General features: G+C 72.2%; 16 protein-coding genes and 1 pseudogene. 7 read left to right on the top strand and 10 right to left on the bottom strand.

What is annotated here, in order from left to right; all coding sequences use genetic code 11:
• The first annotated feature begins 205 nt into the window (after positions 1-205).
• Entirely contained in the window at positions 206-1,315 is a 1,110-nt protein-coding gene (locus ACIGQF_RS13935) for an ADP-ribosylglycohydrolase family protein (RefSeq protein ID WP_399709469.1), read from the top strand.
• Positions 1,316-1,465: 150 nt separating this feature from the next.
• On the opposite strand, the gene ACIGQF_RS13930 is transcribed toward ACIGQF_RS13935, so the two are convergent.
• The 3 genes from ACIGQF_RS13930 to ACIGQF_RS13920 form a co-directional block, all read right to left on the bottom strand.
• Positions 1,466-3,022 (bottom strand): sodium:solute symporter family protein, encoded by a 1,557-nt coding sequence (locus ACIGQF_RS13930; protein WP_399709466.1) that lies wholly within the window; start codon positions 3,020-3,022, stop codon positions 1,466-1,468.
• Between the two features lie 361 nt (positions 3,023-3,383).
• On the bottom strand, positions 3,384-4,169 hold the full coding sequence (locus tag ACIGQF_RS13925; RefSeq protein WP_399709463.1) for an SDR family oxidoreductase: 786 nt from the start codon (positions 4,167-4,169) through the stop codon (positions 3,384-3,386).
• Between the two features lie 148 nt (positions 4,170-4,317).
• Complete coding sequence (locus ACIGQF_RS13920; protein WP_399709460.1) at positions 4,318-5,532, bottom strand: PLP-dependent aminotransferase family protein; 1,215 nt, start codon at positions 5,530-5,532, stop codon at positions 4,318-4,320.
• A gap of 196 nt (positions 5,533-5,728) precedes the next feature.
• Here ACIGQF_RS13920 and ACIGQF_RS13915 point away from each other — a divergent pair, with 196 nt between their 5' ends.
• Positions 5,729-6,568 carry a hypothetical protein gene (locus ACIGQF_RS13915; RefSeq protein WP_399709457.1) on the top strand — a complete coding sequence of 280 codons (840 nt, stop codon included), beginning with the start codon at positions 5,729-5,731 and terminating at the stop codon, positions 6,566-6,568.
• 271 nt (positions 6,569-6,839) lie between these two features.
• Here the strand turns inward: ACIGQF_RS13915 and ACIGQF_RS13910 are convergent, their stop codons facing one another.
• The 3 genes from ACIGQF_RS13910 to ACIGQF_RS13900 all read right to left on the bottom strand — a co-directional run bounded on the left by ACIGQF_RS13910 (position 6,840) and on the right by ACIGQF_RS13900 (position 9,862).
• Entirely contained in the window at positions 6,840-7,049 is a 210-nt protein-coding gene (locus ACIGQF_RS13910) for a DUF397 domain-containing protein (RefSeq protein WP_399709454.1), read from the bottom strand.
• A gap of 282 nt (positions 7,050-7,331) precedes the next feature.
• Positions 7,332-8,198, bottom strand: a complete 867-nt coding sequence (locus ACIGQF_RS13905) for a helix-turn-helix domain-containing protein (protein WP_399709451.1) — start codon at positions 8,196-8,198, stop codon at positions 7,332-7,334.
• A gap of 896 nt (positions 8,199-9,094) precedes the next feature.
• The gene (locus tag ACIGQF_RS13900) at positions 9,095-9,862 is read right to left on the bottom strand and encodes a GPP34 family phosphoprotein (RefSeq protein ID WP_361558509.1); all 768 of its coding nucleotides are present in this window, start codon (positions 9,860-9,862) and stop codon (positions 9,095-9,097) included.
• A 239-nt stretch (positions 9,863-10,101) separates the two neighbouring features.
• On the opposite strand from ACIGQF_RS13900, the gene ACIGQF_RS13895 reads away from it, so the two are divergent.
• On the top strand, positions 10,102-12,972 hold the full coding sequence (locus ACIGQF_RS13895) for a hypothetical protein (protein WP_399709447.1): 2,871 nt from the start codon (positions 10,102-10,104) through the stop codon (positions 12,970-12,972).
• 330 nt (positions 12,973-13,302) lie between these two features.
• Positions 13,303-14,928, top strand: a complete 1,626-nt coding sequence (locus ACIGQF_RS13890; protein WP_399709444.1) for a hypothetical protein — start codon at positions 13,303-13,305, stop codon at positions 14,926-14,928.
• Positions 14,929-14,971: 43 nt separating this feature from the next.
• Here ACIGQF_RS13890 and recQ read toward each other — a convergent pair whose 3' ends face one another.
• The 3 genes from recQ to ACIGQF_RS13875 form a co-directional block, all read right to left on the bottom strand.
• A complete protein-coding gene (gene recQ / locus ACIGQF_RS13885) occupies positions 14,972-17,113 on the bottom strand; it encodes a DNA helicase RecQ (RefSeq protein WP_399709441.1) in 2,142 nt (713 codons plus the stop codon).
• A 268-nt stretch (positions 17,114-17,381) separates the two neighbouring features.
• Positions 17,382-18,080, bottom strand: a complete 699-nt coding sequence (locus tag ACIGQF_RS13880; RefSeq protein ID WP_399709438.1) for a VC0807 family protein — start codon at positions 18,078-18,080, stop codon at positions 17,382-17,384.
• Positions 18,081-18,142: 62 nt separating this feature from the next.
• Positions 18,143-19,663: a carotenoid oxygenase family protein gene (locus ACIGQF_RS13875; RefSeq protein WP_399709435.1), complete on the bottom strand. Its 1,521-nt coding sequence runs from the start codon at positions 19,661-19,663 to the stop codon at positions 18,143-18,145.
• A 199-nt stretch (positions 19,664-19,862) separates the two neighbouring features.
• Here ACIGQF_RS13875 and ACIGQF_RS13870 point away from each other — a divergent pair, with 199 nt between their 5' ends.
• From ACIGQF_RS13870 to ACIGQF_RS13860, 3 genes and pseudogenes are all read left to right on the top strand, one after another.
• Positions 19,863-20,459: a PadR family transcriptional regulator gene (locus ACIGQF_RS13870; protein WP_399709433.1), complete on the top strand. Its 597-nt coding sequence runs from the start codon at positions 19,863-19,865 to the stop codon at positions 20,457-20,459.
• 13 nt (positions 20,460-20,472) lie between these two features.
• Positions 20,473-20,643 (top strand): annotated as a pseudogene (locus tag ACIGQF_RS13865) (terpene synthase family protein); the annotation flags it as partial.
• Positions 20,644-20,776: 133 nt separating this feature from the next.
• A complete protein-coding gene (locus ACIGQF_RS13860; protein WP_399710163.1) occupies positions 20,777-20,980 on the top strand; it encodes a hypothetical protein in 204 nt (67 codons plus the stop codon).
• A gap of 114 nt (positions 20,981-21,094) precedes the next feature.
• Here the strand turns inward: ACIGQF_RS13860 and ACIGQF_RS13855 are convergent, their stop codons facing one another.
• On the bottom strand, positions 21,095-21,607 hold the full coding sequence (locus ACIGQF_RS13855; protein WP_399709431.1) for a CAP domain-containing protein: 513 nt from the start codon (positions 21,605-21,607) through the stop codon (positions 21,095-21,097).
• Positions 21,608-21,630 lie beyond the last annotated feature (23 nt).

Below are 21,630 nucleotides of genomic sequence, written 5' to 3'. Positions count from 1 at the left end.
GGATGACTGCTGTGCCCATATTGCACAGGTGAACGGAAAGTTCCGTTAACGATCAAAAGCCGCCCGATGGGTACCTCTTCGCATTCCCTTCCTGCCCTCTGATGGCCGAATCTTTGTCTATTACAGTGCCCTGCGTCAGACGGGCGCCAAAGGGCGCCGGGCGCGGCCGCACGGTCCGGGAGGGCGCAGTGCCGGGAGGGACACAGTGAGCGCGAACGCCATCTGGGGCCGCGCCGAGCAGCAGGACTTCCGCAGCCGGGTACGCGGCTGCCTCCTGGGCGGAGCGATCGGCGACGCCCTCGGGGCCGGCGCGGCGGGAGCCTCCCTGGACGCCCTCCGCCAGGCGCACGGCGCCGAGGGGCTGACCGACTACGTGGCCGTCTTCGAACGGCGCGGCGCCGTCACGGACGCCACCCAGCTCACCCTCTTCACCGTCGACGGCCTCATCCGGGCCCAGGTACGCCGCGACACCGGCGCCTGGCACCCGCCCACCGACCTGTACCGCGCGTACCGCCGCTGGGCCGTCACACAGCACGACTGGGGCCCGGACGAGCGCCGCTCGGACGACGGCTGGCTGGCCCGCGAGGAGTGGCTCTACGCCCGCCGCGACCCCGCCCGCGACTGCCTCACCGGCCTCGGCGACCAGGTGATGGGCACCCTGGACGCGCCCCGCAACCCCCAGGCCGACGGCGGCGGCGCGGTGATGCGCTCGGCGCCCTTCGGACTGCTGGTCGGCTGGGAACCCCAGCTGGTCTTCCAGCTCGCCGTGGAGTGCGCGGCGCAGACCCACGGCCACCCCACCGGCTATCTGGCGGCCGGCGCGTACGCCGTGGTCGTCCACTCCCTCGCCCGCGGCGAGGACCTCGACAGCGCTGTCCAGAAGGCGCTGGCGCACCTCGCGACCCGCCCCGGCCACGAGGACACCACCGACGCGCTCAAGCGGGCGCTGGGCGCCGTGCGGCAGGGCATGCCCACCGCCGCCCGGGTCGAGTCGCTGGGCGAGGCCGGACACGCGGGCAGCGCCCTGGCCATCGCCGTGTACTGCGCGCTGGTCGCCGAGGACATCCGGCACGGGCTGCTCCTCGCCGTCAATCACGGCGGCCCCTCCGACATCACCGGGGCGCTCTGCGGCAACCTGCTCGGCACGCTGCACGGCGAGACGGCGCTGCCGCCGGTCTGGCTGGTCGAGCTGGAGGGCCGCGCCACCGTCCTCCAGCTCGCCGACGACTTCGCCATGGAGATGACCCAGGGCCCCGCCCTCCACGGCCCCGCCAACTCGGCCCCGGGCTGGCTGACGCGCTACCCGAGGGCGTAGCCCCCCCCGCCTCCCCCCACAGACCGTGCGCGGAGCCCGCCCTACAAGACCTGCGCGGGGCCCCTCCTACAGGACCTGCGCCAAGCGCTCCCGCAGGACGGACCCCGACGGCCCTATCGGGCCCGGCGTCACAGGCCTCCCCCGGCGGCGTCACACAGGCTTCTCCTGCCCCTGCGGAGCGCCCTGCTCGGGAAGGGGCAGGGCCGCGGCGCCCCCGGGGCCGTCGCCGTCCCCGTCGGAGTTGATCCGGGCCAGTACCGCGTCCCGCTCCGGGGTGTCCTCCGGCTTCACCAGCCCGATCAGCGCGAACAGCACGAGTGAGACGGCGACCGGCGAGACGATCTGGATCTGCAGCGAGACGCCCGTGATCCCGTAGTTCGTCAGCCAGAAGGCGAACAGGCCCGCCGCCCAGGACGTCAGCGCCGCGACCGGACCCGACCTGCGGAAGACCGGCAGCATGCCCAGCAGGAACGGGATCGAGATGGGCCCGACCAGACCGGCCACCCACTTGATCACGACGGAGATGATGCCGGCGAAGGCCGGCGAGTCGACCTGCGTCGCGATCGCCATCGACAGGCCGAGGAAGGCCAGCGTCGACAGCCGCGCGGCCACCAGGCCCGCCCGGTGCGACCAGGCCCGGGCCTTCGCCGAGACGGCCGGCGCGATGTCCCGGGTGAACACCGCCGCGATGGCGTTGGCGTCCGAGGAGCACATCGCCATCGTGTGCGAGAAGAAGCCCACGATGACCAGCCCCAGCAGACCGTGCGGCAGCAGATGCTCGGTCAGCAGCGCGTAGGAGTCCGACGCGTCCGGCTTCTGGGCCTTGACCAGCAGCGGCGCGACCCACATCGGGAAGAACAGCACCACCGGCCAGACGAACCACAGCGCGGCCGACAGCAGGGCCGAGCGCCGCGCCTCGTGGGCGCTGCCGGTGGCCATGTAGCGCTGCGCCTGGTTCCACATGCCGCCGCTGTACTCGAAGGTCTTGATGAACAGGTACGCGAGCAGGAAGGTCAGCGTGTACGGGCCCACGGTCGGCTGGGTATGGGTGTCCGGCAGGTCGTCCCAGACGGTCCACAGGGCGCTGACGCCGCCGAGTTCGGCCAGCACGGTCACCAGCATGGCGATGCCCGCCAGCAGCTGGATGACGAACTGGCCCAGTTCGGTGAGCGCGTCCGCCCACAGCCCGCCGACCGTGCAGTAGACGGCCGTGACGGCGCCGGTGATCAGGATGCCCTGGTTGAGCGACACCCCGGTGAACACGGACAGCAGGGTCGCGATCGCGGCCCATTTCGCACCCACGTCCACGATCTTCAGCAGCACACCGGACCAGGCGAGCGCCTGCTGGGTGGGCAGGTTGTAGCGGGACTTGAGGTATTCGAGCGGCGAGGCGACGTGCAGCCGGGAACGCAGCCTGTTGAGCCGGCCGGCGAACAGCCTGGCCCCGATGGCGATACCGATCGCGATGGGGAAGGACCAGGTGACGTACGAGGTGATGCCGTACTGGTAGGCGATGCCCGCGTACCCGGTGAACATCACGGCGCTGTACCCGGACATGTGGTGCGAGATGCCGGACAGCCACCACGGCATCCGGCCGCCCGCGGTGAAGAAGTCGCTCACGTCGTCGACGCGTTTGTGCGACCACACGCCGATGCCGACCATGACGCCGAAGTATCCGATGAGCACAGCCCAGTCGAGACCGTTCATGCCCCCTCCAAGGGGTCCGCCTTGTGAACGTGCAAGAACGCAACAGCACTTCGCCTCGGCGGCGCCCCCGTGCGGGAGTGGGGACTTCCGGGATTGAACCGTCGGTACGGGGCCTGGTCAAGAGGGTTCGTAGGTCACGGATGTGAACTCGGGTCACCTAACCGAACGATTTTACTCTCTCTTGACTCCACGCCTCGTTGTCGTGCGCGCGACGGCGACCGCACCATGAGCGGACACTTCGCCAGGCTCCGCGCATGCGTCGGCACCACACGGGAGCGGGATCCCGTGCGGTGCGGAGAGGAGGTTGTTCGTACGGGGCGCCCTTGGGGCGCCCGGCCGGTCCGGCGCGCCCCGAAGCGCGTCACCGCATCAGCTCACCCGCGTTCACCAGCAACGACTGGCCCGTGATGGCCCGCGCCCGGTCGGACGCGAGGAAGACCGCGGCCTCGGCCACATCGCCGTCCGTGGCCAGCTCGGGCAGCGCCATGCGCTCCGCGAGCCGGCCCAGCACCTCCGGCTCCGGCACCCCCTCGGCCTCCGCCGTCATCCGTACGTACGCCTCGACCGGCGGGCCCCACATCCAGCCCGGCTGCACGGTGTTCACCCGGATCCGGTCCGGCCCCAGCTCCCGCGCCAGCGAGTACATCGCGGAGACCAGTGCCCCCTTGGACGCCGCGTACGCCGCCTGCCGCACCTGCGAGGGCGCGGCCACCGACGACTGGGTGCCGATCATCACGACCGAGCCGCCGCCGCGCGCCCGCATCGACGGCAGGCAGGCCCGCGTCATCCGCAGCGTCCCGAACAGGTTGACGTCCACCACCCGCTGCCACTCGTCGAAGTCCGCGTCGCCCAGCCCGCCGAAGTGCCCGTCCAGCGCGGCCACGTGAACCACCGCGTCTACCCCGCCGAACCGTTCCTCCGCGAGCCCCGCAAGGGCCGTGCACTGCGCTTCGTCCCCGATGTCGGTCACCCGCCAGGCCGTCCAGCCGCCCGCCGGATCGATGCGCTCGGCGCACGCCGCGAGCCGCTCCTCCGTACGTGCGCCCAGCACGACGGAGGCCCCGTCCCGTACGCAGGCCTCCGCGACCCGGAACCCCAGCCCCGGCCCCACGCCCGACACGATCACGGTCTTGCCCTGCAGGAGCATGCGAATCCCCTCCGGTCCCGTGCTGACGGGTCGTCAGCGTAGGACCGGAGGGGACCGTCACGGAAGGGTGCTGCCAGTGGCACCCGCCCCGGCGCCGCCCGGTGCGTACCACCGGGACTCGGCCTCACGGAGCGCCACCGGAGTCACCTCAGCGGAGCGCCGCGCCCAGCCGCCGCAGCCCCTCACGGATCTCCTCCGGGGAGTGCGTCACGAAGGACAGCCGCATGGCCCCCGCGTCGGCAGGGCCGGCGAAGAACGGCGCCCCCGGCACGTACGCCACATCGTGCTCGACCACCGACGGCAGCAGCTCCGTCGCGTCGTACCCGGCGGGCAGCTGCGCCCAGACGAACATTCCGCCCGCCGGCCGGTTCCAGCGCGACCCCGCCGGCAGCGCGTCCGCCAGCCCCGCCAGCAGCGCGTCCCGCCGCTCCCGGTAGGCGCCGCACACCCGCTCCAGGTGCCCGGACAGGTCCGCGTGCCTCAGGTAGTGTGCCGTCGCCGCCTGGTCGACCGTGGAGGTGTGCAGGTCCGCCGCCTGCTTGGCGATCACGCAGGCGCGCCGCAGTGCGGCCGGCGCCCGCAGCCAGCCCAGCCGCAGCCCGGGCGCCAGGATCTTGGAGAACGACCCGAGCAGCGCCGTACGGTCCTCGGCCCCCGGGAACGTCGCCACCCACGGCACCGCCTCGCCCTCGAAGCGCAGCTCGCCGTACGGGTCGTCCTCCACGATCCACATGCCCCGGCGCGCGGCGACCGCCCCGATCGCGGCCCGGCGCTCGGCGGGCAGCGTGCGCCCGGACGGATTCTGGAACGTCGGCACGGTGTAGAGCAGCTTCGGCCGCTCCCGGGCCACGATCTCGTCCAGCGCCTCGGGGATCAGCCCGTCGTCGTCGCAGGGCACGGGCACGACCCGGGCGCCCGCGAACGAAAAGATCTGCAGGGCCGCGAGGTAGCACGGGTCCTCGACCACGACTGTGTCGCCCGGCTCCAGCAGCCCGGTCGACAGCAGCGTGAGGCCCTGCTGCGAGCCGGTGGTGATCAGTACGTCGTCGGCGTCCGTGGGCAGGCCGCGCCCGGTGGCCCGCTCGGCGACGATCCGGCGCAGCGCCGGGTCGCCCTCGGTGGTCGAGTACTGGAGCACCTGCTGCGGCCGGTCGGCCAGCACCCGCCCGAAGGCCTCGGCCATGCCGGCCGCGTCGAACAGCTCCGGCGCGGGCAGCCCGCCGGCGAACGAGATCACCTCGGGCCGTGCGGTCAGCGCCAGGATCTCCCGTACGGGCGAGGCTCCCGTCCGCGACGCCCGCGCGGCCAGCCCGGGAACGGGCGCCGAGGCGGCGAGGGTGGATGCGGTGGCGGTTTCCGGCATGACGGCTGACTCCATTCACTCGTCCCGCGCCAACGCCGTTAACAGACGTTAGCTGCAGAGGGCATGGAGCTTATGCCGGTATCCGCCCGGCGTGCACGGCCTTCCACATCCTGGGCGCCCGCGGGCGGCGCCCCCTCCCGCTCCGGCGCCGACGCGCCCCTCCCCATCTGACGTTGCGTCAGCTACACCTGTGCCCATGACCGAAGACACCAGGAGCGGAACGTACGGGGAACTGGCCGCCGTCGGGCCGTACGGAGTGCGCCCCGGGCACGCGCTGATCACCATGGTCGAGCCGCACCCCGGCCAGGAGCATGCCTACAACCGCTGGTACGAGGACGACCACTTCATCGCCGGCGCGATGGCCATGCCGTGGATCTTCGCGGGGCGCCGCTGGGTCGCCACCCGTGACCTGCAACTCCTGCGCTATCCGGACCCGTCGGCGGTGGCCCGCCCGGTCACGGCCGGCTGCTACCTGTCCACGTACTGGCTCACCGAGGGCCGCTACGACGACCACATGCGCTGGACGGTGGCCATCAACCGCCGCCTCAACAGCGACGACCGGGTCCACCAGGACCGTACCCACGTCTTCACGGCCTTCCAGGACCACGAGGCGACCGTGTACCGGGACGGCGCCGCCGGGCCGCGCGACTTCCATGCCCTGGACCATCCGTACGCCGGGCTGGTCCTCCAGGTGATCGACGCGGCGGAGCCCGGACAGCGGGCCGAACTGCTGGAGTGGCTGCGTACGCGGCAGCTGCCGGCCCGGCTCGCGGGCTCACGGGCGGCGCTCGTCACGGCCTTCCGGCCGACGCCGCTGCCGGCCGACCGGATGGCCTACGTGGCGCAGGTGGCGGGCGTGGACACCCGGCTGACACTGCTGTGGTTCCTGGAGGCGGACCCGCGGGACTGCTGGGCGGACACCTTCGAAGGGCTGGACACCGAAGTGGCGGCATCCGGGCTGGGGAGGGTGGAGCTGGTCGCGCCCTTCATCCCGACGGTGCCGGGGACCGACCGCTACGTGGACCAGCTGCGCTGACGGGCGGGGCGCTCACGCGGGGGAGGCGGGCCGGTGGTAAACGGGCCGAGCCCCCTCGGCCGGGACGGCGATCCAGTCGAGAGGGCTCCTTGCGGTGGTGCGGTGTGGTGCGGTGAAGCGATGAAATTGTGTGTGGTGCGGTGGTGCAGTGGTGCATTGGTGCTGTGGTGCGCTTATGAAGTTGTGCGGTGGTGAAACTTTACGGGGAGGTGCTGAGGGGCAGTACGCGTGTGGAGGACGCGGACTTCTGAGAGGTGAGACGACGGCCCGCTCAGGCCGGGTCGTACGTACCGGCGCCAACCTCGGCCACGAACGTACTCCAGGCGGCGCTGTCGAACGTCAGGCGAGGACCGTCCGGGTCCTTGGAGTCGCGCACCGCGATGGCCTGGACGGCCGGCACGGCAATCTCGACGCAGGCTCCGTTGCCACCGGAGTACGAGGACTTCTGCCAGGAAAACGCGGAATTGGGCTGAATGGCCATGTTCTCTCCGACTCACTCTGGGTTGCCGCGACTTGGCGCGGATTCGGTATGCATGACGCTACGCGCCAACATCACCGATGCCAGAGGTGTGTCACCCATTCGTATGGCATATTCCTTGATCTCTTTTCAGGGAAAGTGGAGCGGGTGTACCTTGCCCCACTCCCCTTCCGAAGCCCGCCGTCCGGCATTCCGTAGCCCTTTGCCCGGCCGTCGGGAAAGCGACTTCCTGCCAGGTGACAGCGGTCGGGTGGCAGCTCTGCGAGGGCGCCGGGCAGGCCCGGCTCAATCCGTGCTGTCGGCGTGCTGCTTGGCGGCCTCGGCGATGAACTCCCGGCTCTGGTCGGCATTGAGGGCCTGCGCCCGCAGGTGCTCGTACATGATCGTGTACTTGTGCACGTCGTTGGTCTTCTCCAGGTACAGGTCGCTCGTGACGCCCTCGATGTAGACCACGCTGGAGTCGGCCGCGTCGTCGAACTCCAGGATCGAGAACGTGCCGGACATCCCGGCGTGCGCCCCGGTGTCGTACGGCAGTACCTGCACCGTCACGTGCGGCAGCTTGCTCATCTCCACGAGGTGTTCCAGCTGTTCGCGCATGATGAGATGGCTGCCGACGACCCGGCGCAGCGCGCTCTCGTCCAGCACGACCCACAGCCGCAGCGGGCTGTGCGGTTCACTGACCCGCTCCTGGCGCCGCATGCGCACCTGGATGCGCTTCTCCAGCTGGTCCGGCGCCAGTTCCGGGACGGTGCCGGGGATCACGGACTCCGCGTAACCGGGCGTCTGCAGCAGGCCGGGCACGAGCAGCGACTCGTACACGCGCAGCGAGGCCGCCTCCGTCTCCAGGCCGATGTAGACGCTGTACGGGATGTCGCCGAAGGCGTGCCACCAGCCCTGCTGGCGGGAGTCCTTCGCCATCTGCATCAGCGAATCGACGATGCGGTGATCCTCGACTTCGTACACGCCGCAGAGATCGCGGACATCGCGCTGGCTGATGCTGCGACGGCCGTTCTCCAGCCTGCTGATCTTCGATTGCGAGACCAGCAGCCGCTCCGCGACCTCCTCCGCGGTCATGCCCTTGAGCTCCCGGAGCCTGCGCAGCTCCTGGCCCAACCGGCGACGCCTGACGGTCGGATTCACATTGGACGCCACGGGACGTGCACCTCCGGCTCCGGACTGCTGTTTTTTCCTGTTCAGCAGATTGCCACCACCGGTCGGCGCCGCGCTGGGAAATGGCCGGACAAGGTAGGTGCGGGTATGAGAGGCGCTACGCGATGCGGTGGGCCGGACCCCGCCACTGCGACGTACGGGCGGATACCGGGAGCGCGTACGGACGCGTCGCGTCGCCCGGTGAGCGGTACGCGAATCCGTACGCGGCGTGGGACCCGCCTGCGCGGGCGTGCGGCCCGGCCAGGGGCGCTCAGGCCCCGCCCGGGCGCCGGCCGTCGGAACGGCCCTCTCCGGCCCTCTCCCGCCCTCTCCGGCCCCGTTCCGGCTTCGTGGCCCTGCTCGGCCTTGTCCGGCCCCGCTCGGCCCTGTCGGTCCCGGACATGCACGCGGGGTGGCGGGTCTGCCGTCGTCCGGAACGGCAGGCCCGCCACCCCGCGCTTGCTGCGGCTCCCGAACGGGACCTGGGGACGGTGCTGTCGGTGCTGGTGTCTGTGCCGGTATCGGTGCTGGTGTTGCGGTGTGTGCCGGGTACTGCGTCGCCGGCTGTTCCGCCGCCGGGTACTTCGCGGGTACGCCGCGTTGGCGGGCGGTTCGTCGCCGGGCGCTACGTTGCCGATGGTGTCGGTGTGGGTGAGGGGTGCTGCGTGGTTGCTGCCGCGGACGGGGGTTCCCGCTCGGGCGGGCGTCGCGCGCTGCTGCCGCGTGATCACCGCTCGGGCCGGTGCCGCCCTGGGGTCGGCGGCGTCCTGCCGATGTCCGTCCTGCTGCTGCCCGTCCTGCGACCTGCGCCTGAACGCGTCCGGCCGGCCCGTCCGTCCGGGCCCGTCGTACGGATCCTGCGCTGCCGAGTCCTGTCCGTCCTGGTCCTGCTCGTCCGGCTAACGGGCGCCGACGCGGGCCATGCTGCCCCGCCGCGGCTGCACCGGAACGCCGCCCGGCGTCCCGTCCGTCGCCCGGGCTGCGGGCTGCCGGCCGCCGGCTCCGGGGGCGGGCCCCGCTGCCGGTGCGCGCCTCGGCTGCGCCGCGACGCCGTTCTGCACGTCCATGACGGCGTGTGCGACCAGCCCGCCCATGGGGTCGTGCCGGATGAGGTCCCGGAGGCGAGAGCGCGACGAGCGCCCTTCGTTCCCGGGGTAGAGATGCTTGCCGAGACCGACCGCGTGGGCCAGTGCGGCGAGCGCCGCGGTCCGCGGGTCCGGGGGTACGCCGGTGCGGATCGCGTTGTCCAGCCGGGCCCTGATTTCCCGGCTGATGGCCGTGTCCGTCGCCTGGTAGCGAGTCGTCGGCAGTACCCCGCACATCTGACCCGCCACGGCATGCACCATGCCGCACCGCTCCAGATGCGTGAGGTAGGTCTGGCGCAGCCCCAGCCGGGGCCCGCCGATCCAGTGGACCGCGCGTACCGGGCTGCCGCGGCGTCGCAGCAACTCGAGTGCGGAGTCCAGTGTCGGATCTCCAGTCGGCCGTGGAAGTACCACGGCGATACGATCCCCGTCAGGGGCTATCCGTCCTGCCAGAGCCAGCTCCACTAGCTGGGCCCCGGCCAGACCGAGGTCGAGCGACTGCGGCTGCGCTGTGGTTCCCGTGGCCGGGTCCAAAGCGAGCAGCAGAAGCTCCTCCGGAATTGTTCTGCGGCTCCTGCCCATCCATGCCTCCCCGCGTGGATGAATGACAGGGTGACCCCTCTCACATTCATCTGTCGAGAGTGCGTGGGTGATTCGGTAGGGAACCGGTAGGTATGTCGTTCTCGTCTACTGCGTGGGTGACAGCCTCCGAGAGCAGGACGCGGGCCCGGGACCGCGCGGCGGCGCAGCCGCGCTTCTCGCACACAGGACACTTGGCAACACTGGGCACAGCAGCAGCGCGACATACGAAGGAGACACCGGTGGCGGGCGAGTCCCCCGACAAGTCGGAGCAGAAGCAGTCGTCGGGGGAGACGGCGGGGAGCGAACGCGATCCGCGGCTCGCGGTCTTCCGCGATGCACCGACGGATACGGAGACGTCGGCGGAGCCGGATTCGGTTGCACCGGACACGGGCCGGGACGACGCGGAGCCGGAGGGCCCGAGGGCGGCGGATTCGGAGACCCCGAAGGCGGGCGCTTCGTCGGCGGTCGCCGCGACGGCGGACAACGCGACGGCGGGCGGCAAGAAGGCCGGTGGTGGGAAGGCCGCCGGCAAGAAGGCCGCAGGTGGGAAGCAGGACGCGGGGGCGTCGGACGCCGAGGAGCCGGACGCGGAGAAGGCAGGCCCCGAGGAGGCTGACGCCGGGCAGGGTGCGCCCGAGAAGGGCGATGCACGGCTCAAGGCGGCGGTGGCCGCCTGGGTGGCCGGCAAGGGCGCCCAGGAGGACGAGACGGGCGCGGAGGGCGCGGAGAAGGCGGAGGCGCGCGACGGCGCCTCTGAAGGCCCCTCCGGCGCTGAGAAGACCCCTGCGGGCGACGCCGCTGGGGCCACGGGCGCCGGTACCGAGGCCGACGACGCGGCGAAGGACCGCGAGGGTACGGCGAAGGGTGGCGAGGACGCCGAGTCCGGGCTGCCCGTACGGAAGCCGGGAGCCAAGGGCAAGCAGGACGCCGGTCAGGTGGACCAGCCGACGGCGGTTTTCGGCACGCTGGCCCCGAAGTCGCCCCCGGCCGACGAGGCGACCCGAGTGTTTGCTGCCGTGAATCCGAAGGGCGTCAAGAAGGGCGCCGGCAAGGACGCGCCGAAGGGCGCCGAGGACGTCGAGGGCGGCAAGGGCACGAAGGACGCCAAGAAGGACACCAAGAAGGACGCCGAGGCCCGTAAGGCGACGGCGGCGGCCATCCCGAAGCGCTCCGACGCCGCGAAGAAGGCCGCGGCCGGCACCCCGGACGCGGACAAGGGCGAGAGCAAGTCCGAGGCCGGGGGCGGGGCCAAGAAGGCGGACGCCGAGTCCGAAGGCAAGTCCACCGCCTCCCCCGAGAAGGCGGCCGACGGCGAGAAGGCAGCCGAAGGCGAGAAGCCGGCGGCTGACAAGAAGTCGGCTGACGGCGAGAGGGCGCCCGAAGCCGATAAGAAGCTGACCGACAAGAAGTCGACCGACGCCGACAAGAGCAAGAAGCCGGCCGAAGCCGATAAGAACGCTGACGCTGCCGCCGGCAAGGGCGAAAAGGGCGAAAAGAAGGACGCCGAGCGGGACTCGGAGCGGACCAGCCAGTTCGTCGCGCTGAAGTCGACGGACGAGCGTCCGGTGAAGCCGCCGAAGCCCGTGAGCAAGCCCACCGGCAAGTCCGGCGTCGCCGCGGACACCCCCAAGGCCAAGGCCCCTGCGGACACCTCCAAGGCCCCGGCGGAAGCCGCCAAGTCGCCGGGCGACCCGGCCGCGACCGCCGCGATGCCGGCCGCCGTGTCCCCGGCCGGCCCCCAGCCGCCGGCCGCCCCGTCGTCGTCCGCCGCCCCCGAAGCGGGGCCCGGCGCGCTGCCCGAGTCCGAGCGTACGAAGCAGCAGCCGCTGCCCCCGCTCGACCTGCTGGCGCAGCTCACCAACACTCCGCCGCCGCCGGAGACCCCGATCCGTACGATCGTGCGGCGGTTCAAGATCTGGACTCCGCTGGCCCTGCTGCTCCTGCTCGTCTTCGTGATCGTGCAGGCCGTGCGCCCGCTCCCCGACCCGGGCCTCACACTGACCGCGGACGCCACGTACTCCTTCGACGGCAGCAAGCCGTCGATGCCCTGGCCGTCCGAGGGCCAGGCGTACGTCGACGTCTCCGGGCTCGGCCCGATCGGCTCGTACGGCGATCAGAAGCCGGTGCCGATCGGCAGCGTCGCCAAGACGATGACCGCGTACATCATCATGCGCGACCATCCGCTGAAGCCCGGTAAGCCGGGGAAGAAGATCCGGATCGACAAGCAGGCCGAGGAGGACGGCAAGAAGGGCGCCGGGCACGGCGACGAGTCGGTGCTCGACACCGTCAAGGAAGGCGACACGATCACGCAGAAGGACGCGCTGTCCGCTGTCATGATCCCGTCCGCGAACAACATCGCCCGCCTGCTGGCCCGTTGGGACGCCGGTTCCCAGGAGGCGTTCGTCAAGAAGATGAACGCCACCGCCAAGGAACTCGGTATGAAGAACACCACCTACACCGACCCCAGCGGTCTGATCGAGACCACCGTCAGCACCGCCGAGGACCAGGTGAAGCTGGGCAAGAAGGCGATGGAGATGCCGGCGCTGGTCGACATCACCAAGCTGCCGTCGTGGACGGACCCGTCCGGCAAGCAGTGGCGCAACTACAACACCCTGCCGCCGTACAACAACGCGATCGGCCTCAAGACCGGCTCCACCTCGAAGGCGGGCGGCAACCTGCTCTTCGCGGGCCGTCAGCAGGTCGGTGACACGACGCAGCTGATCGTCGGCGCGGTGCTCGGCCAGCACCGAACGCCGATCATCGACACCGCCAACGCCGTCAGCAAGGGCCTGCTCACCACGACGCAGGACGCGCTGGAGGACCGTACGGTCCTGAAGAAGGGCGATGTCGTCGGCGTGGTCGACGACGGCCTCGGCGGCACCACGCCGGTCGTGGTGACCGAGGACGTCAAGGCGGTCGGCTGGAACGGCCTGACGGTGAAGCTGGGACTGTCGGACAACGGAAAGACCATCCCGCACGAGGCGAAGGCGGGTACGAAGGTCGGCGTCCTGACGGCGGGCAGCGGGCCCGGCCAGGTGAAGGTGCCCGTGGAACTCCAGGAGGGCCTGACCGAACCGACCTTCGGCGCCAAGCTCACCCGCGTGAGCTGACGGGTCGGAACCGGCCGGGAGGGGCCGCTCGCACCAAATGCGAGCGGCCCCTCCCGCGTTCGGGGACGTTCGGGATGTCCGGGACGTTGGGGGGAACAGGGGTGATTCATCCCGGTACGGCAGCCGGGCGGTAATGTGAAGCGGCGCTGCCGGGCCCGAGGGTCCCTCCAGAGCTCGTAGTCCCGGGGCGCGAGCCCCGGTCCCCGCACTCAGGTCGCTAAGGCCGCTAAGGCCATCAAGGTCACTCAGGAGCCCGTCATAGGTACCGCGTTGAACGCCCGGCCGGCCGCGGGCCTCCCACGTGCCGAAGCGGCGCCCTGGGTGAGGATCGTGGCGGCTCCGTGTGCGCTGGCGCTCGTGCTCGGGCTGTGGGGCATCCGCCGCGGGGGCAGCATCTGGCGGGACGAGGTCGTCACGTACGACATGGCCCACCGCAGCCTCCCCGACCTGTGGCACACGCTGCAGCACGTCGACGCCGTACACGGCCTCTACTACCTCTTCATGCACGGCCTGTTCGCCGTGTTCGGCGGCGGTGTGACGACCCTGCGACTGCCGTCCGCGCTGGCGATGACCGCGGCGGCGGCCGGGGTCGCGCTCCTGGGGGCGCGGGTGGCCGGGCGTCGCGCCGGTGTCGCGGCGGGGCTGGTCTTCCCGGTGCTGCCGCTGGTCCAGGAGTACGGGCAGGAGGGCCGCTCGTACGCGCTCGTCTGCGCGCTGGTCACCTGGTCCACGTACCTCCTCGTCCGCGCGCTCGACGCGAGCGCTGCCGTGGGGCCCGTCGCGCCCTCGTGGCTCGGCCTGTTCCGCGTGCCCGGGGCCGCGCGGCGCCGGTGGGCGGGGTACGCGGTCGTGACGCTCGTCGCCTGTCTGCTGCACGAGTTCGCGGTGCTGGTGCTCGCGGCACACGGCGTGACCGTCGTACTGGCCGGCGTACCGGGTGCCGCGCGCGCCGCGGTCCGCCGCACCTGGCTCGTCGCCGGCGGCGTGGTGGTCGTCGGGCTGGCGCCGCCGGCGCTGTTCAGCGCGGGCCAGTCGGCCCAGCTCAGCTGGATCCTGTGGCCCGACCCCGTGCAGCTGGTGACCTTCGCGGTGCTGGCGGTCGTGGGCGTGCTCTGCGCGCGCGTACCGGTACGGACCCGAGGGCCGGTGCGGCTGCGGCCGCTCGCCGTACCGCTGCTGCTCGTTCCGCAGGCCGCGCTGATGCTGCTCTCGCAGCTCAAGCCGGTGTACGTAGACCGCTACGTCCTCTACTACGTCATCGGCTTCGCCCTCCTGGCGGGCGCCGCGCTTGACCGGGCGCTACGGCCGCTGAGGGGCGGCGGCGTGCGGGACGCCGCGGGCGGTGGCGTGGACGGCATGGACGATGGCGCCGGGGTCGGCCCGGAGGACAGCGCGGGCGGCGGAGCGGGGGACGGCGTGGGGGACGCCGCGGGCGGCGGTGCGGGGGGTGGATCGGAGGTCGCCCGGGCGGCGGTGCGGGTGCGCCGGCGGACGGTGTGGACGCTGGTGGCCGTACTGGCCGGGTTGCTGCCCGTCTCCGTCCACCTGCGCGACCCGGAGAGCCGCAAGGACGACGCCACCGCCGTCGTCCGGGCCGTGCGGGAGGTGGCGAAGCCCGGCGACGGACTGCTCTTCATGCCGGCCCGGCGGCGGGTGTGGACGCTGTCCGAGCCGGAGCAGTTCCGCGGCCTGACCGACCTGGCGCTGTCCCGGTCACCGGCGGCCTCCGGATCCCTGTACGGCACGGAGGTGTCCGCCGACCGCATCGAGGCCCGGATGCGCGCCGGCGAGCGCATCGTCGTACTCGGCGACCCCCGTGGCGAGCCGGAGGACGAGAACTCCCGGGAGATCACCAAGCGCACGGTCCTCCGCGACGCCTTCGAGCGCTGTGCCAGCCGCGACGTCACCGGCGCCCGCGTCTCCGTCTACGCCCGCCCGGGCCACTGCAACGGCTGAAGCCCCCGGCCCGCCTCATCGACGGGGGCTCCTCCAGAGCGGCTCACCCATAGGCGCCCTCGCGGTCCTCTTCCGCGGGCGGCTCTTCCATGTCCCAGTCCCAGTCGGCCTCCGGGGCGGCGGGCTGCCCGGCGCCCGCCGCAGCCGTACCTGAGGAAACCGCCCCCGGACCGCCGGCGCCCCGGCCACCACCGGACTGACCGCCACCGGCCCGACCGCTGTCGGCCGCCCGCTCGGCGCTCGCCCCCATCCCGCTCGCCCCCGTGGCGCTCGGCCCGTCGGCCAGTACCTCCAGGATGGCCTCGCCGTACTTGGCGAGCTTGTTCTCGCCGACGCCGTTGACCGTGCCCAGCTCGGCGACGGTGGACGGCCGGGCCGTGGCGATCTCGCGGAGCGTGGCGTCGTGGAAGATCACGTACGCCGGGACGCCCTGCTCCTTCGCGGTCTGCCCGCGCCAGGCCCGCAGCGCCTCGAAGACAGGCACCAACTCCGCCGGCAGGTCCACCGCCGCCCGCTTGCCCTTCGCGGTCTTCGGCCGCGCCGCGCGCGCGGGCTTCTCCGGCTCCCGCCGCATCGGGACCTGGCGCTCGCCGCGCAGCACCTCGCCGCTCGTCCCGGTGAGTACCAGCGTGCCGTAGTCACCCTCGACGGCCAGCAGCTGCTGCGCCAGCAACTGCCGTACGACGCCTCGCCAGTCCGCCTCCCGCAGGTCGGCGCCGATTCCGAACACGCTGAGCGCGTCATGGTCGAACTGGATGACCTTGGCGGTCTTGCGGCCCATCAGGATGTCGACGATCTGGCCCGTGCCGAACTTCTGGCCGCGCTCGCGCTGGAGCCGGACGACCGTGGAGAGCAGCTTCTGGGCCGGCACCGTGCCGTCCCAGGACTGCGGCGGCGCCAGGCACGTGTCGCAGTTGCCGCACGGCTTGCTCTCCTGGCCGAAGTAGGCGAGCAGCCGCACCCGCCGGCACTCCACCGTCTCGCACAGCGCGAGCATCGCGTCGAGGTGGGACGCCAGCCGCCGCCGGTGCGCCTCGTCGCCCTCCGAGCTGTCGATCATCTTCCGCTGCTGGACCACGTCCTGCAGGCCGTAGGCCAGCCAGGCCGTGGACGGCAGGCCGTCCCGCCCGGCGCGGCCGGTCTCCTGGTAGTACCCCTCCACCGACTTGGGCAGGTCCAGGTGCGCCACGAAGCGCACGTCCGGCTTGTCGATGCCCATGCCGAACGCGATCGTCGCGACGACCACGAGGCCGTCCTCTCGGAGGAAGCGCGACTGGTGGCGCGCGCGGACCTGCGCGTCCAGCCCGGCGTGGTACGGCACCGCGTCGATGCCGTTCTGCACCAGGAACTGGGCGGTCTTCTCCACCGAGGCGCGGGAGAGGCAGTACACGATGCCGGCGTCCCCGGGGTGCTCCGTGCGCAACAGCTCCAGCAGCTGCTTCTTCGGCTCGCTCTTGGCCGCGATGCGGTACTGGATGTTGGGCCGGTCGAAGCTGGCCACGAAGTGCCGGGCCCGCTCCATGCGCAGCCGCGAGGTGATCTCGGTGTGGGTGGCTTCGGTGGCCGTGGCGGTGAGCGCGATCCGCGGCACGTCGGGCCAGCGCTCGTGGAGCATCGACAGGGCGAGGTAGTCGGGGCGGAAGTCGTGGCCCCACTGGGCGACGCAGTGCGCCTCGTCGATGGCGAAGAGGGAGATCTTCCCGCGCTCCAGCAGGCCGAGGGTCTGCTCCACGCGCAGCCGCTCCGGCGCGAGGTAGAGGAGGTCCAGCTCGCCGGCGAGGAACTCCGCCTCGACCAGGCGGCGCTCCTCCAGGTCCTGTGTGGAATTGAGGAATCCGGCGCGGACGCCGACCGCCCGCAGCGCGTCGACCTGGTCCTGCATCAGCGCGATCAGGGGAGAAATGACGACGCCCGTGCCGGGGCGCACGAGCGACGGGATCTGGTAGCAGAGCGATTTGCCGCCGCCGGTCGGCATGAGTACGACCGCGTCGCCGCCGCCGATGACGTGATCGACGATCTCCTGCTGGCTGCCGCGGAACGCGTCGTAGCCGAAGACCCGGTGCAGGACCTCCAGCGCCTCTCCGCCCGGCGCCCCACCGGTCCGCGCACCCTCGCCTCCGCCCGGGCCGGCGCCTGCGCCCGCGCCCCCCGGAGCTTCGTCCAGTCCACCGTCCACGTCGTTCATGTCTGGCAGCTTACGAGCCATGACCACCCCGCCGCTGAGCCTGTGGATAACTCCCGCCGAGCACACCGGGCGTTGGCCAAAGCCCCGTGAGCGAGGTCATAACCGGCGAGGTCATACCGGCCCAGGCCGACGGGCCCCGAACGAACCGAGGCGAGCGAACGTCCCGGTCACGGAACGCGGTCGCCCGACTCGCACTGGGTGGTAGCCACACTGGGCGGCGCGGTACGGCCCCCCGCGCCGTACCCCGCCGCCCTGTGTGTCCGCGGGGTCAGTGCCGCGGGTGGCGGGTGGCCCACTTGCGGTGGACCACCGTGTAGACGGTCAGGAGGCCGAAGGTCGACAGCTGCATCAGGCCCGAGAGGCCGGTGGCCGCGTCGACCGGAAGCAGGTAGATCATCGGGAGCCTGACGACGGCCTCGGCCAGCATGCCGATGCCCCAGACGCAGGTCATGACCGTGAGCGTGCGCCGGAAGGCCGGTTCGGTGGCCCAGCGTCGTTCCAGGTCGGCGAGCGCGCGCTGCGTGCGTCCCTGGGTGCGCCGTACGACCGCGTAGATCATCGGGCGTCCGGCCACCGCCGTACCGAGGAAGATCAGCCCGGCCAGGCCGGTCGGCACCGAGTCCTTGGCCAGGACGAAGCGCGCGTCACCGCTCACGAAGGACAGCAGCAGGCCGACGCCCCACACGCAAAGCATGAACGCCGCGAACACATCGAAGCGGCGGGGGAGGACCGCCACGTAGACCACGCGGAGCGCGGCGGCGACCGTCGCGCCCAGCATCGAGGGGTACACGTCGACGCCGCACGCCCGCAGGAGGTAGTACACGGCGATCGACAGGCCGATGTCCCAGAAGAGCGTGGAGAACATCTCCCCGAGACCGCTCCACCACCGCTCGCCCCCACGCGCGGCGGTCGCGGTCTCCTCCGTGCCGGGACCCTCGGGTGCCTCCGCTGCCGTGTTCGGATCCATGGTCTTCGCCCCCGTGTGCACTGTTCCGGCTCCTCGCTGCCTGTCGTGGTGAAGGGATGTGTTCATCGTCCGGCTTCGTTCCCGGGTCGGCCTTCGTGCCCGTTTCCGGCCTCGTCCGCGTCGCCGTGCCCGTGCCCGTCCGCGTGCCCGTCATCGTCGGCGATCCAGGAGCCGTGGAAGCCCGCGGGGACCGCGCGGGGCAGCCGGATCGAGGCGACCGGAGGTGCGGTGACGTGGGTGGCGTCCAGGACGAGCAGCTCGGAGCCGGTACCCGCGCGGTCGGTGACGATCGTCAGGAGCCAGCCCTCGTCCTCGGCGCGTGCGTCCCGGGCCGGGACGAACACCGCCTCGCCGGCCGCCCGGTCCGGGCCGACGTCGTGCGTGTGCCGTTCCCCGGTGGTCACGTCGTACCGCACCACCGCGCCGCTCGGGGCGTCCGAGGCCAGGTACAGGTACCGGTGGGCGCGCCCCACGTACCCGGCGTGCAGCGTCGGGAACTCGACCGAGAGGTCGTCCAGAGCCCCCTCGCCGACCGTCCCGGTCGCTGGGTCGAGCGTCCACCGGTAGAGCACCGATCCCGCCGTCCCCGAAACGGTCGGCAGGCCCGTCCCGGAGACAGGGGGCGCCTGGCCGGCGCTCTCGCCGCCGATCGCTGCCCACAGGCTGGTGAACGTGGCGCGGTCGTACCGCACGGCGTCCAGCACGATCCGTCCCGCCGCGTCCTCCCGGGCGTTGCCGACGTGGAACACGTAGCAGGGTTCGATGTCGAACCACCGCACCGCACCTTCGCCGGACCGCTCCATCACGCCCAGCCGGGCGCCGTACGCCTCGTTCCAGCGCATCGGCATGCCCTTGCCGCGCAGCGCCGCGTCGAAGGTGACGGGCAGGTCGAGCCAGATCACGTACCGCTCGGTGAGCGCGAAGTCGTGCATCATCGTCGGCGCCGGAACGTCGATCACGCGGCTGTGTTCCAGCTCCCCGGCGGCCGACATCCGGTGGTACGTGACGTACGGGGGCGTCGGCGCGTAGCCGAAGAAGTGCAGCTCTCCGGTGGCCGGGTCCTCCTTCGGGTGCGCCGTCATGGCGGTGCGCAGCCGGCCCCCGAAGTCCTCCGGCCCGAGCGTGTCGAGATCGGGCGTCACCCGGTGCGGCAGGCCGCTCTCGCACAGGGCGAGCAGCCGGCCGCCGTGCTCGATGACGTGCGTGTTGGCCGGGTTGGTCGCCAGGTCGCGGGTGCCGTCGGGGCGGGTGGCCGGGATGCCGGCGAGGTGGGTCGTGCGCACCCAGCGGTTCCGGTACCACTCGGCGCGGCCATCGGCGATCCGTATGCCGTGCAGCATTCCGTACCCGAGGAACCAGTGCCCGACGCCCCTATCGGGCAGCGGGTTCGGGCCGTTACGGAGGTAGCGGCCGCGCAACTCCGGGGGCAGCGTGCCGCTGACCGGAAGGTCGTACGCGTCGATCTCGTCCGGTACGGGTGTGAGGTGGCCCGAGAGGGTCAGTGGGCGGGCCTCAGCCCCCGAGGGTGCGCTCTCCGCCCCGTATCCGGCGGTGCCGGTTATCCGTGTCGTCCTGTCGGTCATCGCGTCGTCCATCCCCGTGGGCAGTCCCTCCGTGCGCGTGCCATCCGTGACTGTCGCCGCCTTCTGGCGCGTACCGCCGGCTGACGCTGCCTGCGCTCAACTTCGACATGTAGAAAGTGACATGTCGGATGGCACGTGTCAACTTCTATATGTCGCTGAGCTAGGATGATCGAGGCAAGGAAAAGGGCGGAGAGGCGCGATGTCGCTGCGGTACGCACTGCTGGGGCTGCTGGCCGATGAGGCGGGCAGCGGGTACGAGCTGACCAAGAAGTTCGAGCGGAGCCTGGACCGCTATGCCTGGCACGCCAAGCACAACCAGGTCTACCAGGAGCTCAACCGGCTGGCCGCCGACGGTCTCGCCGAGGTCGTCGAGGAGGGCGCGCGCGGCCGCAAGACGTACGCGATCACCGAGGCGGGCCGTGCGGACCTGCGGCAGTGGCTGCTGAACCCGCCCCGCACCCCCGTGGTCCGCAACGAGTTCGTGCTGCGGCTCTTTCTCCTCTTCGCGCTCGATCCGAAGGAGGCGCGCAGCGTGCTCGCGGACTACGCCGCGGCGGTCCAGCGCGACCTCGATGCCCTGACCGCGCTGGTCGAGTCCACGGGCGCCGATGTGCACGACGGCGTCCTGCCCGACCCGCTCGCCTTTGGGCACCTGGCCGCCGGCTTCGGCCTCCACATGCTCCCCGCGTCCCGCGACTGGGCCCGGTGGGCCATCACGCAGATCGACAACCAGGAGGGCGAGGGCGCCGGTCAGGGGGGCGAGAGCGGCCCGGAGGAGGGTGGCGGCGGGCGGTGAGCCGACGTTCGCGATGCTGGAGATCGCCACCGGCCACGAAGTGACCGCGCAGGACAGGGAACGGCCGGCCGTCCGCGCGCTCACCGAGATGGCCATCATGGTCGCCGCGCTGGACAACGACCGCCACTCCCTGTGCAAGGAGCTGGCCCGCGGGCAGACCGATCAGAACGTCTACAGCGTGCTGATGCACGACCAGGGGCTGCCGCTCCAGGAAGCGGTCACCGCCGCCACCCGTCTTCGGGACCGGGTGCTGCTGCGCTTCATGGAGGTGCACGACAAGGTGCGCCCGGGGGGCCGGACTGGAGCTGGCCACCTACTTGCAGGGGCTGCGGTACGGCATCAGGGGCAACGCGGAGTGGGGCCTCCGGGTGCCGCGCTACCCGAGTCCGGGGCACGTACCGGACCCGATGGACGAGGCTCCCCTGGAGTGGGCCGAGAAGCCGGCGGACGACGACCGCTCGGCACCAGGCGGACTGCCGACGGTGGCGTGGTGGTGGGACGACGCGCTGCTGGGGCTGTGAGGGCGTACGGCGGTCGGTGAACGGCTGACGCCCCCAAGGGCCAAGGACTGCCGGGGAACCGCCGGGGGGAGTTCCGGGGAGGACCCTGGGCGCGGTTCCTGGCGTCCGCCGCGCCTAGCGACGGCTCGCGAGCAGGACCGTCCACCACGGCCCCTCCCGGCCGCCGCCGGTGACGCCCACGCCGGCGTGCTCGTACGCGCACGTGAGCAGGGTCCGGCGGTGTCCGGGGCTGCGCATCCACTCCCGTACGACCGTGGCCGCGTCCGGCTGCCCCTGCGCCAGGTCTTCGCCGACGCGGCTCCAGCGGTACCCCGCTGCCGCGAGCCGGCCGCCGGGCCGGCGCCCGCCCGGGCCACTGTGCGTGAGGGTCTCCGTGCGGGCCATGTGCGCGCTCTGCCGCTGCGCCGCCCGCGTCAGCGCGGGGTGCTCGCGGACCGGGCGGCAGCCGGCCTGCGTGCGCCCGTCGTTGACGAGCCGCAGGACGGCCGACGAGGAACGGCCGCGGTCCGGAAGGGACGTGCGGTCCGCGGGTGCCGCGTGCCCGGTGCGGTCCGCGGCGCCGGCCGGGTACGGAGCGGCGCCTGCCGGATACGGAAAGGGCGCACCGGCGGCCGCCGGTGCGGTCATTGCCAGCAACAGCACCGCGAGGG

Origin of the sequence: Streptomyces sp. NPDC053560 (genome assembly GCF_044544605.1) — a bacterium.
In the GTDB taxonomy this organism is placed as follows: Bacteria; Actinomycetota; Actinomycetes; order Streptomycetales; family Streptomycetaceae; genus Streptomyces.
The sequence above is the reverse complement of the archived record's forward strand: the minus strand, read 5'-3'. Positions and strand labels throughout refer to the sequence as shown.